This is a genomic window from Oricola indica, assembly GCF_965227485.1.
GTDB lineage: Bacteria > Pseudomonadota > Alphaproteobacteria > Rhizobiales > Rhizobiaceae > Oricola > Oricola indica.
Genome location: NZ_OZ245747.1, coordinates 2,823,178 through 2,835,570 on the forward strand (window position 1 = coordinate 2,823,178; position 12,393 = coordinate 2,835,570).

Here is a 12,393-nt window from a genome sequence, read left to right on the forward strand (position 1 = left end):
CAATCGCCCGGCGTTTTCATTTGTAGGGCAGGAAGGCCGGAAAGGTCAGTCGCCCGGTTTCCAATCCTTGAGCACGGAGAAGGGATCGTAGTCATCGTCGTCGATGGCGGAAGGCCGGCGCGTATCGGTCTCTACCTCAAGGCCTTCGTCGAATGTGACAATCGCGACCTCGCCCTCGAGTGCGCCCTGGAAGGCGGAGGCATGCGGCTCTTCGTCTGGCGGTTCCACGATACTCCCGATCTGGTCGAATTCCGCTTCCTCGTAGCCACGCTCGGCGAGCGCATTGAGCGCGGTGCGCACGGCCGAATCATCGTCAGGTGCGACGAGCAGAATATGGATCGGAATCTCGGTGCCGTCTTTTACCGGCCAGACTCGGCCAATAATGATGAAGACGCCGCGTTCGACATCCGATTCGATATCCGTCATGAATTAGCTCCCGTTTGGCCGGTCGAATTGAGCGCAATTGAACATGATTCCCGGCCGGATGCGACGGGAGAGGGGGCTTCACTCCCTATTTCGCGGAAAATTGCTAAAAGGCGCGCGCTGACGCAACAAGATTTCGTCCGGTTCGGATGGGGCTCGGCGCATGACCCGCATGCGCAAAAAGTGCCCGATTTGTCTTGACGGGCCAGAGGCTTGAGTATAGAAGCCGGCCATCAAGCCGATGTGAGATTGAATTTTCGGTGGCGCCGAGCCCTGAAGCTTGTCTCAAACAAGGCTGACCAGCGTAGCTGAAACATTGCAAAATTCATGAAACGGCTTGCCGTTTCCTCTGGTTTTTTGGGGCAGGGCCTGCAGCGGCCGCATGCCCCGCTGTTGCATGTCGATGCGAAACAGATTTTGCGCGCACGCGCCCGTATGAACGAAGGATTGCTTGATGCCTACAGTTAACCAGTTGGTCCGTAAGCCTCGTCAGGCTCCGGTCAAACGCAACAAGGTGCCGGCCCTGCAGGCCAACCCGCAGAAGCGCGGCGTTTGCACTCGTGTTTATACCACGACGCCGAAGAAGCCGAACTCGGCTCTCCGTAAGGTTGCCAAGGTTCGCCTGACAAACGGCTTCGAGGTGATCGGCTACATTCCGGGTGAAGGTCACAACCTTCAGGAGCACTCCGTGGTCATGATCCGCGGCGGTCGCGTGAAGGACCTTCCCGGTGTCCGCTACCACATCCTGCGCGGCGTGCTCGACACGCAGGGCGTCAAGAACCGCAAGCAGCGCCGTTCGAAATATGGCGCCAAGCGTCCGAAGTAATGAATTTTCGGCGCGCCGGGTTGGCCGCCGCCAGAAGTGAGAAGCAGATATGTCGCGTCGCCACAGAGCAGAAAAACGTGAGATCAACCCGGATCCGAAATTCGGGGATATGGTGATCACGAAATTCATGAACGCCATCATGTTCGACGGAAAGAAGTCGGTCGCCGAGAGCATTGTCTACGGCGCGTTCGACGTCATCCAGGACAAGACCAAGCAGGAGCCGGTGGAGCTGTTCCATCAGGCTCTCGAAAACGTTGCCCCGCACGTCGAAGTGCGCTCGCGGCGCGTTGGTGGTGCCACCTACCAGGTGCCGGTCGATGTTCGTCCGGAGCGTCGTCAGGCGCTGGCCATTCGCTGGATGATCTCCGCTGCGCGCAAGCGCAACGAGACGACCATGATCGATCGCCTGTCGGGTGAGCTGATGGATGCTGCGAACAACCGGGGTTCCGCCGTCAAGAAGCGTGAAGACACGCACAAGATGGCTGACGCCAACCGCGCATTCTCGCACTACCGCTGGTAACAGAACGAACCTTTCTAGAGAGGCCTCCTCCCATGGCTCGCGACTACAAGCTGGAAGACTACCGCAACTTCGGCATCATGGCCCACATTGATGCCGGCAAGACGACGACGACCGAGCGTATCCTTTTCTACACCGGCAAGAGCCACAAGATCGGCGAAGTGCATGATGGCGCTGCGACGATGGACTGGATGGAGCAGGAGCAGGAGCGCGGCATCACGATCACCTCGGCTGCCACGACCACGTTCTGGGAAGGCCGCGACGGCAAGAAGCGCCGCTTCAACATCATCGACACGCCCGGCCACGTCGACTTCACCATTGAGGTCGAGCGTTCGCTGCGCGTTCTTGACGGCGCGATCGCGCTGCTTGATGCCAATGCGGGTGTCGAGCCGCAGACCGAGACCGTCTGGCGCCAGGCCAACAAGTATCACGTTCCGCGGATGATCTTCGTCAACAAGATGGACAAGATTGGTGCCGACTTCTTCCGTTGTGTGGAGATGATCGAAAGCCGTCTGGGCGCGAAGCCGCTGGTCATGCAACTGCCGATTGGCGCTGAGAACGATTTCGCCGGCTGCGTCGACCTCATCGAGATGAAGGCCCTGGTCTGGAAGTCCGAGAACCTCGGCGCCGAATGGGACATCCTCGATATCCCTGCCGATCTTCAAGCGCAGGCCGAAGAGTGGCGCGAGAAGCTGATCGAAGCTGCTGTCGAACTCGACGAAGCCGCGATGGAAGCCTATCTCGAAGGCGAAATGCCGGACAACGAAACGCTGCGCAAGCTGGTTCGCAAGGGCACCTGCGACGTCGAGTTCTTCCCGGTCTATTGTGGCTCCGCCTTCAAGAACAAGGGTGTGCAGCCGCTGCTGGACGGTGTCGTGGACTTCCTGCCGGCTCCGGTGGACGTTCCGGCCATCCGCGGTATCGATCCGAAGACCGAAGAAGAGGTCAAGCGCCTGTCGTCCGACGAAGAGCCGCTTTCGCTTCTCGCCTTCAAGATCATGAACGACCCGTTCGTCGGCTCGCTGACCTTCTGCCGTATCTATTCCGGCAAGCTGGAAACCGGCACCTCGCTGATGAACACGGTGAAGGAAAAGCGTGAGCGCATCGGCCGTATGCTGCAGATGCACTCCAACAGCCGTGAAGATATCAAGGAAGCCTTCGCCGGCGACATCGTCGCCATCGCGGGCCTCAAGGAAACGACCACGGGCGATACGCTTTGCGATCCGCTGAAGCCGGTCATCCTCGAGCGCATGGAATTCCCGGATCCGGTTATCTCCATTGCTGTCGAGCCGAAGTCGAAGGCCGACCAGGAAAAGATGGGCCTCGCCCTCAACCGCCTGGCCGCCGAAGACCCCTCTTTCCGCGTGCGTTCGGACGAAGAATCCGGCCAGACCATCATCTCGGGCATGGGCGAATTGCACCTCGACATTCTCGTCGATCGCATGAAGCGCGAGTTCAAGGTCGAAGCCAATATCGGTGCTCCGCAGGTTGCCTACCGTGAGACGATCACGCGGGCAGCGGATATCGACTACACGCACAAGAAGCAGTCCGGTGGTTCCGGTCAGTTCGCGCGCGTCAAGATCACCTTCGAGCCGAACCCCGAGGGCGAGGATTTCGTTTTCGAAAGCACCGTCGTCGGCGGCAACGTGCCGAAGGAATACATCCCGGGCGTCGAGAAGGGCATCCAGTCGGTCATGGACTCCGGTCCGCTCGCCGGCTTCCCGATGCTGGGCGTGAAAGCAACGCTCACCGATGGCGCCTACCACGACGTCGACTCCTCGGTTCTGGCATTCGAGATCGCGGCTCGCGCCGCTTTCCGCGAAGGTGCGCAGAAAGCTGGTGCACAGCTGCTTGAGCCCGTGATGAAGGTGGAAGTGGTTACGCCGGAAGACTACATGGGCGACATCATCGGTGACCTGAACTCGCGTCGCGGTCAGATCGCCGGTACCGAAAGCCGCAACATCGACCAGGTGATCACGGCCATGGTGCCGCTGGCAAACATGTTCGGTTACGTGAACACGCTGCGCTCCATGAGCCAGGGTCGCGCCCAGTACACGATGATCTTCGATCACTATGAGGCGGTGCCGCAGGCGGTCGCTCAGGAGATCCAGAAGAAATACGCTTAAGGCGGGGATCGGCCGGCGTCCGCCAGGCGGGGCCGGCCAAGAACAACATCTTGTCCACGAGACAAAGAAGAACGGAGAATAAAGATGGCGAAGGGTAAGTTTGAGCGCACGAAGCCTCACGTGAACATCGGCACGATTGGTCACGTTGACCACGGCAAGACGTCTTTGACGGCAGCGATCACGAAGTATTTCGGTGACTTCAAGGCGTATGACCAGATCGACGCTGCGCCGGAAGAAAAGGCGCGCGGCATCACGATCTCGACGGCGCATGTCGAGTACGAGACGGATGCACGCCACTACGCCCACGTCGACTGCCCGGGCCACGCCGACTATGTGAAGAACATGATCACGGGCGCCGCGCAGATGGACGGCGCGATCCTGGTGTGCTCGGCCGCCGACGGCCCGATGCCGCAGACGCGCGAGCACATCCTGCTGGCCCGCCAGGTCGGTGTTCCGGCTGTCGTGGTGTTCCTCAACAAGGTCGACCAGGTCGATGACGAGGAGCTGCTCGAGCTGGTCGAGATGGAAGTGCGCGAACTGCTTTCGTCCTACGAGTTCCCGGGCGACGACATTCCGGTGATCAAGGGTTCGGCGCTTGCCGCTCTCGAAGACAGCGACAAGAAGATCGGCGAAGACGCGATCCGCGAGCTGATGGCCGCCGTCGACGAATACATCCCGACGCCCGAGCGTCCGGTCGACCAGCCGTTCCTGATGCCGATCGAGGACGTGTTCTCGATCTCGGGCCGCGGCACGGTTGTGACGGGTCGCGTCGAGCGCGGCGTGATCAATGTCGGTGAGGAAGTCGAGATCGTCGGTATCCGCGACACGAAGAAGACGACGGTGACCGGCGTCGAGATGTTCCGCAAGCTTCTGGACCAGGGCCAGGCGGGCGACAACATCGGCGCGCTGATCCGCGGTATCGACCGTGAAGGTGTTGAGCGTGGCCAGGTGCTGTGCAAGCCGGGTTCGGTGACGCCACACACGAAGTTCGTCGCGGAAGCCTACATCCTGACGAAGGAAGAGGGTGGCCGTCATACGCCGTTCTTCAACAAGTACCGTCCGCAGTTCTACTTCCGCACGACGGACGTGACGGGTGAGGTGACGCTTCCGGAAGGCACCGAGATGGTGATGCCGGGCGACAATGCCGAGATGAATGTCGAGCTGATCGTGCCGATCGCGATGGAAGACCGCCTGCGCTTCGCTATCCGCGAAGGCGGCCGCACCGTCGGTGCCGGTATCGTCGCGAAGATCATCGAATAGGCGAGCAAAAGTGTTTTGAGGGAGCGCGGCACGAGCTGCCGCGCTTTCCTTCTTGAATAAGGAACAGTCGTAATGAACGGCCAGAACATCCGCATCCGCCTGAAGGCGTTCGACCACCGGGTCCTCGATGCATCGACGCGTGAAATCGTGTCGACCGCTAAGCGGACCGGTGCGAGCGTACGCGGGCCGGTGCCGTTGCCGACACGGATCGAGAAATTCACCGTGAACCGGTCTCCGCACATCGATAAGAAAAGCCGCGAGCAGTTCGAGATGCGCACACATAAGCGCCTTTTGGATATCGTTGATCCGACACCGCAGACCGTGGACGCGCTGATGAAGCTCGATCTTGCGGCCGGCGTTGATGTCGAGATCAAGCTCTGAGCGGGCCGGATTGGGGAAGGATGAACCAATGCGTTCAGGAGTAATCGCACAGAAGCTGGGCATGACCCGCGTCTACAATGACGACGGCGAGCAGCTGCCGGTGACCGTTCTTCGCATGGAGAACTGCCAGGTGGTGGCCCAGCGTACAGAAGACAAGAACGGCTACACCGCGGTGCAGCTCGGTTCGGGCTTTGCGAAGGTGAAGAACACCTCCAAGGCGATGCGCGGGCATTTCGCCAAGGCGTCCGTCGAGCCGAAGCGCAAGTTGGCCGAGTTCCGCGTTTCGCCGGACAACATGATCGATGTCGGCGCCGAGCTGACGGTCGAGCATTTCGTTCCGGGCCAGAAGGTCGACGTGACCGGCACGACGCAGGGCAAGGGCTTCCAGGGTGTCATGAAGCGCCACAACTTCGGTGGTGGCCGCGCGACGCACGGTAACTCGCTGTCGCACCGTTCACATGGTTCGACCGGCATGTGCCAGGATCCCGGCAAGGTGTTCAAGGGCAAGAAGATGGCCGGTCACATGGGCGCGACCCGGGTGACGACGCAGAACCTCGAGATCGTCTCGACCGATGCCGACCGTGGCCTGATCCTCGTTCGTGGCGCCGTCCCCGGCTCCAAGGGTGCCTGGATCCTCGTCCGCGACGCCTTGAAATCGAGCCTGCCGGACAATGCACCGAAGCCGGCCGCATTGCGCGCGGGTGCAGAAGCTCCGGCTTCTCAGAGCGCTGAAGGGGCAGAATGATGGAACTCAAAGTGACGACACTTGCCGGCAAGTCCGCCGGTTCCGTATCGGTCTCCGACGAGGTTTTCGGCCTCGATCCGCGTGTCGACCTGATGCAGCGCGTTGTGCTTTGGCAGCTTGCCAAGAAGCAGCAGGGCACGCATCAGGCCAAGGGCCGTGCGGACATCTCCCGCACTGGTGCGAAGATGTTCCGCCAGAAGGGTACGGGCCGCGCCCGTCACTCCTCCGCGCGCGCTCCGCAGTTCCGCGGCGGCGGCAAGGCACACGGGCCGGTAGCTCGCAGCCACGAGACAGTGCTTCCGAAGAAGGTTCGCGCGCTCGGTCTGCGTCATGCGCTGTCGGCCAAGGCCAAGTCATCCGACCTGATCATCATCGATGATCTGAAGGCGGGCGACGCGAAGACCAAGACGCTGCTCGGTCAGCTTTCCGGCCTCGGCCTGGAGAATGCACTGGTTATCGGCGGTGCCGAGCTGGACGGTAATTTCAAGAATGCGGCATCCAACATTCCGCAGATCGACGTGCTGCCGGTGCAGGGGATCAATGTCTACGACATCCTTCGCCGCAACAAGCTGGTTCTGTCGAAGGCTGCTGTCGAGGCTCTCGAGGAGCGGTTCAAATGACGGATATTCGCCACTATGACGTGATCGTCTCTCCGGTGATCACCGAGAAATCGACGCTCGTGTCGGAACACAACCAGGTCGTCTTCAATGTCGCCCGCGATGCTTCGAAGCCTGAGATCAAGGCAGCTGTCGAAGCGCTGTTCGGCGTCAAGGTGAAGTCAGTCAACACGCTGCTTCGCAAGGGCAAGGTGAAGCGGTTCCGCGGCATCACCGGCAAGCAGAGCGACGTTAAAAAGGCGGTCGTGACCCTCGTCGATGGTCAGTCCATCGACGTCGCGACCGGGCTCTAACCGGTCGGCCGAGAGGTAATTTGTTATGGCAATGAAAACATTCAAACCGACGTCTCCGGGCCAGCGCCAGCTGGTGACGGTCGATCGTTCCGGCCTTCACAAGGGCGGTCCGGTCAAGGCGTTGACCGAAGGCCTGACGAAGTCGGGCGGCCGCAACAATGCGGGCCGCATGACTTCGCGCAACAAGGGCGGCGGTCACAAGCGTACGTATCGCATCATCGACTTCAAGCGCCGCAAGACCGGCGTCGAAGCGACGGTGGAGCGCATCGAATACGATCCGAACCGGACCGCGTTCATCGCTCTCCTGAAATATGATGACGGCGAACTGTCCTACATTCTCGCGCCGCAACGCCTGCAGGCGGGCGACCGCGTGGTGTCGGGCGAATATGTCGACGTGAAGCCGGGCAACGCGATGGAACTTGGCCGCATGCCGGTTGGCACCATCGTGCACAACGTGGAAATGAAGCCGGGCAAGGGCGGTCAGATCGCCCGTTCGGCTGGTTCCTACGCACAGCTCGTCGGCCGCGACCAGGGCATGGCCATTCTGCGCCTCAACTCTGGTGAACAGCGCCTGGTTTCCGGCCGCTGCTTCGCCACGGTCGGTGCGGTGTCCAACCCGGATCACGGCAACATCAATCTGGGCAAGGCGGGTCGTTCTCGCTGGCTCGGTCGTCGCCCGCATGTCCGCGGCGTTGTCATGAACCCGGTCGACCACCCGCATGGCGGTGGTGAAGGCCGTACGTCCGGCGGTCGTCATCCGGTGACGCCGTGGGGCAAGCCCACCAAGGGCAAGCGTACCCGTTCGAACAAGTCGACAGACAAGTTCATCATGCGCTCGCGTCACCAGCGCAAGAAGTAACCGAGAGAGGAAAAGCCTAATGGCTCGTTCAGTATGGAAAGGCCCGTTCGTCGACGGCTATCTTCTCAAGAAGGCTGACAAGGCCCGTGAGAGCGGTCGTCACGACGTTATCAAGATCTGGAGCCGCCGTTCCACGATCATGCCGCAGTTCGTCGGCCTGACCTTCGGCGTCTACAATGGTTCGAAACACATCCCGGTGGCGGTCAACGAAGACATGGTCGGCCACAAATTCGGTGAATTCGCTCCGTCCCGGACCTATTACGGTCACGGCGCGGACAAGAAGGCAAAGAGGAAGTAACCATGGGCAAGCCCAAGGCACCGCGCCGGCTGGCCGACAACGAAGCGCGTGCGGTAACCCGCACCATCCGTGTCAGCCCGCAGAAGCTCAACCTGGTTGCGGCCATGATCCGCGGCAAGAAGGTCGATTCGGCGCTCGCTGACCTGACCTTCTCGCGCAAGCGCATCGCCTCGACCGTCAAGAAGACGCTCGAATCCGCGATCGCCAATGCCGAGAACAATCATGACCTCGATGTCGACGCTCTTGTTGTCGCCGAGGCCTATGTCGGCAAGTCGATCGTGATGAAGCGCTTCATGGCGCGAGGCCGTGGCCGCGCAAGCCGCATTCAGAAACCGTTCTCTCACCTCACCATCGTCGTGCGTGAGCAAGAGGAAGCAGGGGAGGCCGCGTAATGGGTCAGAAAATCAATCCGGTCGGCCTTCGCCTCGGCATCAACCGTACCTGGGATTCGCGTTGGTACGCGAACACCGGCGAATATGGTGAGCTGCTGCACGAGGATCTGAAGATCCGCGAGTACCTGATGAAGGAACTCAAGCAGGCCGCCGTGTCGAAGATCGTGATCGAGCGTCCGCACAAGAAGTGCCGCGTGACGATTCACTCGGCGCGTCCGGGCATCATCATCGGCAAGAAGGGTGCGGACATCGAAAAGCTGCGCCGCAAACTGTCGGAGTTCACGTCTGCGGAAACGCACCTCAACATCGTTGAAGTGCGCAAGCCGGAAATCGACGCGAACCTCGTGGCCCAGTCGATCGCACAGCAGCTGGAGCGCCGCGTTGCGTTCCGCCGCGCCATGAAGCGCGCCGTTCAGTCGGCGATGCGTCTCGGCGCCGAAGGCATCCGCATCAACTGCGCGGGTCGTCTCGGCGGCGCGGAAATCGCACGGACCGAATGGTACCGCGAGGGTCGCGTTCCGCTGCACACGCTGCGCGCCGATGTGGACTACGGAACCGCCGAAGCCGAGACGGCTTACGGCATCTGCGGGATCAAGGTCTGGATCTTCAAGGGCGAGATCCTCGAGCACGATCCCATGGCGTCGGAGCGTCGGGCGACCGAATCCGACAACCAGGGCTCTGGCCGCCGTCGCGAAAACGCATAAGCGGACAGTTTGGAGTAGAATTCGATGTTGCAACCAAAACGGACAAAGTACCGCAAACAGTTCAAGGGCAAGATCCATGGCGATGCCAAGGGTGGAACCGCTCTGAACTTCGGTGAATATGGCCTGAAGTCGCTCGAACCGAACCGCGTCAACGCCCGCGAGATCGAGGCGGCCCGCCGCGCGATCACCCGTCACATGAAACGTGCCGGCCGCGTGTGGATCCGCATCTTCCCGGATGTGCCGGTTACGTCGAAGCCGACCGAGGTTCGCATGGGTAAGGGCAAGGGTTCCGTCGATTATTGGGCGGCCAAGGTCAAGCCGGGCCGCGTGATGTTTGAAATCGACGGCGTTCCGGAAGATATCGCGCGTGAGGCCCTGCGTCTCGGCGCCGCGAAGCTTTCGGTCAAGACGCGCTTTATCCAGCGCATCGCCGAGTAGGAGTGGAGCCGATGAAAGCCTCTGATGTTAAGGCCATGAGCGCCGACCAACTCGCCGACGAGTTGGCCAAGCTCAAGAAGGAACAGTTCAACCTGCGCTTCCAGAAAGCGACTGGTCAGCTGGAGAAAACCTCGCGCGTACGCGAAGTGCGTCGCGACATTGCCCGTATCAAGACGATTGCCGCGGAAAACGCGGCCAAAGGGAAGTAAGATGCCAAAACGCGTTCTGCAGGGCACCGTTGTCAGCGACAAGAACGACAAGACCGTTGTGGTCAGGGTCGAGCGCCGCTTCACGCACCCGCTGTTCAAGAAGACCGTACGCCGTTCGAAGAAGTACAAGGCGCACGACGAAAACAACCAGTTCAAGACCGGTGACACCGTTTTCATCCAGGAAAGCGCGCCGATCTCGAAGGACAAGTGCTGGGTGGTCGTCACCGACCAGCCTGCGTCCTGAACCTAAACCGCAATACATGCGGCTTCCCAGGAAGCCAGCTGGACACATTTTAAAAGGCAGCCAGTCATGATTCAGATGCAAACAAACCTCGATGTCGCCGACAATTCCGGCGCCCGTCGTGTTCAGTGCATCAAGGTGCTGGGCGGCTCGAAGCGCAAATATGCTTCCGTGGGCGACGTGATTGTCGTTTCGGTCAAGGAAGCCATTCCGCGCGGCCGCGTCAAAAAGGGCGACGTCATGAAAGCCGTCGTCGTCCGCACCGCGAGCGATATTCGCCGTGCCGACGGTAGCGTGATCCGCTTCGACAAGAATGCGGCCGTGATCGTCGACAACAAGAAAGATCCGGTCGGCACGCGTATCTTCGGCCCCGTTCCGCGCGAACTTCGCGCCAAGGCGCACATGAAGATCATCTCGCTGGCGCCGGAAGTTCTGTAAGGAGAGACACGATGCAGAAGATCCGCAAGGGCGACGAAGTCGTCGTGCTCACCGGCAAGGACAAGGGCCGCAAGGGTTCGGTCCTCCAGGTCATGCCGAAAGACAACCGCGCGGTTGTTTCCGGCGTCAATGTCGTCAAGCGCCACCAGCGCCAGACGGCCGGCAGCGAAGGCGGCATTATCTCGAAAGAGGCCCCGATCGACCTGTCGAACCTGGCCTTGCTCGACCCGAAAGACTCCAAGCCGACCCGCGTCGGCTTCCGCATGGAAGGCGAACGCAAGGTTCGTTTTTCCAAACGTTCCGGAGAAGTGATCGATGGCTGACGCTAAGTACCAACCACGGCTCAAGAAGCTCTACGGCGATACCGTTCGCAAGCAGATGCTCGAAGAGTTCGGCTACAAGAACGAGATGGAAATCCCGCGCGTGACGAAGATCGTCGTCAATATGGGCGTCGGCGAAGCGACTGCGGATTCCAAGAAGCCGACATCGGCCGCTGAGGATCTTTCCCTCATCACCGGCCAGAAGGCTGTCATCACGCGTGCCCGCAATTCGATTGCCGGCTTCAAGGTGCGTGAAGACATGCCGATCGGCACGAAAGTGACACTGCGCGGAGAGCGCATGTACGAGTTCATGGATCGCCTGGTCAACATCGCGCTGCCGCGCGTTCGCGACTTCCGCGGCCTGAACCCGAAGAGCTTCGACGGACGTGGCAACTTCGCCATGGGCCTGAAGGAGCACATCGTGTTCCCCGAGATCAATTACGACAAGGTCGACCAGATCTGGGGAATGGACGTCATCGTTTGTACGACGGCGAAAACGGACGACGAGGCCCGGGCTCTGCTCAAGGCTTTCAACTTCCCGTTCCGTCAGTAACGGCAAGCGTTAAAAGGATAAGTTCGCATGGCAAAAGTCAGCGCAGTCGAAAAGAACAACCGCCGCCGCAAGTTGGTGGATCAGTATGCCGCGAGGCGCTCGGCGCTGAAGGCGATCGTGATGGATCGCTCGAAGCCGATCGAGGAGCGTTTCCGCGCGACCATGAAACTCGCAGAATTGCCGCGCAATTCCGCCAAGGTGCGCGTGCGCAACCGTTGCGAGGTTTCCGGGCGTCCGCGCGGTTACTACCGCAAGCTCAAGATGTCTCGTATCGCATTGCGCGAACTCGGTTCGCTCGGTCGTGTACCGGGCGTCGTGAAATCCAGCTGGTAAGGGGAATTCAAGATGTCCATGTCAGATCCTCTTGGCGATATGCTGACCCGCATCCGTAACGGGATGCACCGTTCCAAGGACCGTATCTCGACGCCGGCTTCGAAGCTGCGCGGGAACGTGCTCGAAGTGCTGAAATCCGAAGGCTACATCCGCGATTATTCGCAGGTGGAGTATTCCTCGGGCAAGGCCGAGTACGAAATCGAGCTGAAGTACTTCGACGGTACGCCGGTCATCCGGAAAATCGAGCGCGTGTCCAAGCCGGGCCGCCGCGTCTATGTCGGGGTCAAGTCGATCCCGCACGTCGCGAACGGCCTTGGCATTTCGATCCTGTCGACGCCGCAGGGCGTGATGGCGGATCACGAAGCACGTGAAAAGAATGTTGGCGGGGAGCTGCTTTGCCGCATCTTCTGATGCGTCTTG

21 protein-coding genes are annotated in these 12,393 nt (G+C 60.6%); 20 read left to right on the plus strand and 1 reads right to left on the minus strand.

Annotated features, from left to right (window positions below):
* Window positions 1-45: 45 nt before the first annotated feature.
* A complete protein-coding gene (locus ACQK2M_RS14105; RefSeq protein WP_425418338.1) occupies window positions 46-426 on the minus strand; it encodes a hypothetical protein in 381 nt (126 codons plus the stop codon).
* 451 nt (window positions 427-877) lie between these two features.
* On the opposite strand from ACQK2M_RS14105, the gene rpsL reads away from it, so the two are divergent.
* The 20 genes from rpsL to rpsH all read left to right on the plus strand — a co-directional run bounded on the left by rpsL (window position 878) and on the right by rpsH (window position 12,384).
* Window positions 878-1,249: a 30S ribosomal protein S12 gene (rpsL, locus tag ACQK2M_RS14110; protein WP_223477869.1), complete on the plus strand. Its 372-nt coding sequence runs from the start codon at window positions 878-880 to the stop codon at window positions 1,247-1,249.
* Window positions 1,250-1,298: 49 nt separating this feature from the next.
* Window positions 1,299-1,769: a 30S ribosomal protein S7 gene (rpsG, locus tag ACQK2M_RS14115; protein ID WP_223477868.1), complete on the plus strand. Its 471-nt coding sequence runs from the start codon at window positions 1,299-1,301 to the stop codon at window positions 1,767-1,769.
* A gap of 32 nt (window positions 1,770-1,801) precedes the next feature.
* The gene (gene fusA / locus ACQK2M_RS14120; protein WP_425418339.1) at window positions 1,802-3,892 is read left to right on the plus strand and encodes an elongation factor G; all 2,091 of its coding nucleotides are present in this window, start codon (window positions 1,802-1,804) and stop codon (window positions 3,890-3,892) included.
* Window positions 3,893-3,976: 84 nt separating this feature from the next.
* Entirely contained in the window at window positions 3,977-5,152 is a 1,176-nt protein-coding gene (gene tuf / locus ACQK2M_RS14125) for an elongation factor Tu (RefSeq protein ID WP_223477894.1), read from the plus strand.
* A gap of 72 nt (window positions 5,153-5,224) precedes the next feature.
* Window positions 5,225-5,533 carry a 30S ribosomal protein S10 gene (gene rpsJ, locus ACQK2M_RS14130; RefSeq protein WP_072606015.1) on the plus strand — a complete coding sequence of 103 codons (309 nt, stop codon included), beginning with the start codon at window positions 5,225-5,227 and terminating at the stop codon, window positions 5,531-5,533.
* 28 nt (window positions 5,534-5,561) lie between these two features.
* A complete protein-coding gene (gene rplC, locus ACQK2M_RS14135) occupies window positions 5,562-6,278 on the plus strand; it encodes a 50S ribosomal protein L3 (protein WP_223477865.1) in 717 nt (238 codons plus the stop codon).
* Window positions 6,278-6,898, plus strand: coding sequence for a 50S ribosomal protein L4 (gene rplD, locus ACQK2M_RS14140; protein WP_223478097.1), 621 nt, complete (start codon window positions 6,278-6,280; stop codon window positions 6,896-6,898). The genes rplC and rplD overlap by 1 nt, the downstream gene beginning before the upstream one ends.
* On the plus strand, window positions 6,895-7,188 hold the full coding sequence (locus ACQK2M_RS14145; RefSeq protein WP_223477864.1) for a 50S ribosomal protein L23: 294 nt from the start codon (window positions 6,895-6,897) through the stop codon (window positions 7,186-7,188). The genes rplD and ACQK2M_RS14145 overlap by 4 nt, the downstream gene beginning before the upstream one ends.
* 25 nt (window positions 7,189-7,213) lie before the next feature.
* Window positions 7,214-8,047: a 50S ribosomal protein L2 gene (gene rplB, locus ACQK2M_RS14150; RefSeq protein WP_223477863.1), complete on the plus strand. Its 834-nt coding sequence runs from the start codon at window positions 7,214-7,216 to the stop codon at window positions 8,045-8,047.
* 19 nt (window positions 8,048-8,066) lie between these two features.
* Window positions 8,067-8,345 carry a 30S ribosomal protein S19 gene (gene rpsS, locus ACQK2M_RS14155; protein WP_223477862.1) on the plus strand — a complete coding sequence of 93 codons (279 nt, stop codon included), beginning with the start codon at window positions 8,067-8,069 and terminating at the stop codon, window positions 8,343-8,345.
* Window positions 8,346-8,347: 2 nt separating this feature from the next.
* Window positions 8,348-8,737: a 50S ribosomal protein L22 gene (rplV, locus tag ACQK2M_RS14160; RefSeq protein ID WP_223477861.1), complete on the plus strand. Its 390-nt coding sequence runs from the start codon at window positions 8,348-8,350 to the stop codon at window positions 8,735-8,737.
* Window positions 8,737-9,441 carry a 30S ribosomal protein S3 gene (rpsC, locus tag ACQK2M_RS14165; protein WP_223477860.1) on the plus strand — a complete coding sequence of 235 codons (705 nt, stop codon included), beginning with the start codon at window positions 8,737-8,739 and terminating at the stop codon, window positions 9,439-9,441. Before rplV ends, rpsC begins: the two co-directional genes overlap by 1 nt.
* Before the next feature lie 24 nt (window positions 9,442-9,465).
* Window positions 9,466-9,879 (plus strand): 50S ribosomal protein L16, encoded by a 414-nt coding sequence (gene rplP / locus ACQK2M_RS14170; protein ID WP_223477859.1) that lies wholly within the window; start codon window positions 9,466-9,468, stop codon window positions 9,877-9,879.
* 11 nt (window positions 9,880-9,890) lie between these two features.
* Entirely contained in the window at window positions 9,891-10,088 is a 198-nt protein-coding gene (gene rpmC, locus ACQK2M_RS14175; protein WP_223478096.1) for a 50S ribosomal protein L29, read from the plus strand.
* 1 nt (window position 10,089) lies between these two features.
* Window positions 10,090-10,332, plus strand: a complete 243-nt coding sequence (rpsQ, locus tag ACQK2M_RS14180; protein ID WP_223477858.1) for a 30S ribosomal protein S17 — start codon at window positions 10,090-10,092, stop codon at window positions 10,330-10,332.
* A gap of 66 nt (window positions 10,333-10,398) precedes the next feature.
* Window positions 10,399-10,767: a 50S ribosomal protein L14 gene (gene rplN / locus ACQK2M_RS14185; protein ID WP_223477857.1), complete on the plus strand. Its 369-nt coding sequence runs from the start codon at window positions 10,399-10,401 to the stop codon at window positions 10,765-10,767.
* Window positions 10,768-10,778: 11 nt separating this feature from the next.
* Entirely contained in the window at window positions 10,779-11,090 is a 312-nt protein-coding gene (gene rplX, locus ACQK2M_RS14190) for a 50S ribosomal protein L24 (protein ID WP_223477856.1), read from the plus strand.
* The gene (gene rplE / locus ACQK2M_RS14195) at window positions 11,083-11,640 is read left to right on the plus strand and encodes a 50S ribosomal protein L5 (protein WP_223477855.1); all 558 of its coding nucleotides are present in this window, start codon (window positions 11,083-11,085) and stop codon (window positions 11,638-11,640) included. The genes rplX and rplE overlap by 8 nt, the downstream gene beginning before the upstream one ends.
* A 27-nt stretch (window positions 11,641-11,667) precedes the next feature.
* Window positions 11,668-11,973 (plus strand): 30S ribosomal protein S14, encoded by a 306-nt coding sequence (rpsN, locus tag ACQK2M_RS14200; protein WP_223477854.1) that lies wholly within the window; start codon window positions 11,668-11,670, stop codon window positions 11,971-11,973.
* Window positions 11,974-11,985: 12 nt separating this feature from the next.
* Window positions 11,986-12,384 carry a 30S ribosomal protein S8 gene (gene rpsH / locus ACQK2M_RS14205; protein ID WP_223477853.1) on the plus strand — a complete coding sequence of 133 codons (399 nt, stop codon included), beginning with the start codon at window positions 11,986-11,988 and terminating at the stop codon, window positions 12,382-12,384.
* The last annotated feature ends 9 nt before the right edge of the window (window positions 12,385-12,393 follow it).

What these genes read in the sequence shown, in the direction of transcription:
- ACQK2M_RS14105 (WP_425418338.1), bottom strand. Translation starts at nt 426, where the DNA reads ATGACGGATATCGAATCGGATGTCGAACGCGGCGTCTTCATCATTATT.
- rpsL (WP_223477869.1), top strand. Translation starts at nt 878, where the DNA reads ATGCCTACAGTTAACCAGTTGGTCCGTAAGCCTCGTCAGGCTCCGGTC.
- rpsG (WP_223477868.1), top strand. Translation starts at nt 1,299, where the DNA reads ATGTCGCGTCGCCACAGAGCAGAAAAACGTGAGATCAACCCGGATCCG.
- fusA (WP_425418339.1), top strand. Translation starts at nt 1,802, where the DNA reads ATGGCTCGCGACTACAAGCTGGAAGACTACCGCAACTTCGGCATCATG.
- tuf (WP_223477894.1), top strand. Translation starts at nt 3,977, where the DNA reads ATGGCGAAGGGTAAGTTTGAGCGCACGAAGCCTCACGTGAACATCGGC.
- rpsJ (WP_072606015.1), top strand. Translation starts at nt 5,225, where the DNA reads ATGAACGGCCAGAACATCCGCATCCGCCTGAAGGCGTTCGACCACCGG.
- rplC (WP_223477865.1), top strand. Translation starts at nt 5,562, where the DNA reads ATGCGTTCAGGAGTAATCGCACAGAAGCTGGGCATGACCCGCGTCTAC.
- rplD (WP_223478097.1), top strand. Translation starts at nt 6,278, where the DNA reads ATGGAACTCAAAGTGACGACACTTGCCGGCAAGTCCGCCGGTTCCGTA.
- ACQK2M_RS14145 (WP_223477864.1), top strand. Translation starts at nt 6,895, where the DNA reads ATGACGGATATTCGCCACTATGACGTGATCGTCTCTCCGGTGATCACC.
- rplB (WP_223477863.1), top strand. Translation starts at nt 7,214, where the DNA reads ATGGCAATGAAAACATTCAAACCGACGTCTCCGGGCCAGCGCCAGCTG.
- rpsS (WP_223477862.1), top strand. Translation starts at nt 8,067, where the DNA reads ATGGCTCGTTCAGTATGGAAAGGCCCGTTCGTCGACGGCTATCTTCTC.
- rplV (WP_223477861.1), top strand. Translation starts at nt 8,348, where the DNA reads ATGGGCAAGCCCAAGGCACCGCGCCGGCTGGCCGACAACGAAGCGCGT.
- rpsC (WP_223477860.1), top strand. Translation starts at nt 8,737, where the DNA reads ATGGGTCAGAAAATCAATCCGGTCGGCCTTCGCCTCGGCATCAACCGT.
- rplP (WP_223477859.1), top strand. Translation starts at nt 9,466, where the DNA reads ATGTTGCAACCAAAACGGACAAAGTACCGCAAACAGTTCAAGGGCAAG.
- rpmC (WP_223478096.1), top strand. Translation starts at nt 9,891, where the DNA reads ATGAAAGCCTCTGATGTTAAGGCCATGAGCGCCGACCAACTCGCCGAC.
- rpsQ (WP_223477858.1), top strand. Translation starts at nt 10,090, where the DNA reads ATGCCAAAACGCGTTCTGCAGGGCACCGTTGTCAGCGACAAGAACGAC.
- rplN (WP_223477857.1), top strand. Translation starts at nt 10,399, where the DNA reads ATGATTCAGATGCAAACAAACCTCGATGTCGCCGACAATTCCGGCGCC.
- rplX (WP_223477856.1), top strand. Translation starts at nt 10,779, where the DNA reads ATGCAGAAGATCCGCAAGGGCGACGAAGTCGTCGTGCTCACCGGCAAG.
- rplE (WP_223477855.1), top strand. Translation starts at nt 11,083, where the DNA reads ATGGCTGACGCTAAGTACCAACCACGGCTCAAGAAGCTCTACGGCGAT.
- rpsN (WP_223477854.1), top strand. Translation starts at nt 11,668, where the DNA reads ATGGCAAAAGTCAGCGCAGTCGAAAAGAACAACCGCCGCCGCAAGTTG.
- rpsH (WP_223477853.1), top strand. Translation starts at nt 11,986, where the DNA reads ATGTCCATGTCAGATCCTCTTGGCGATATGCTGACCCGCATCCGTAAC.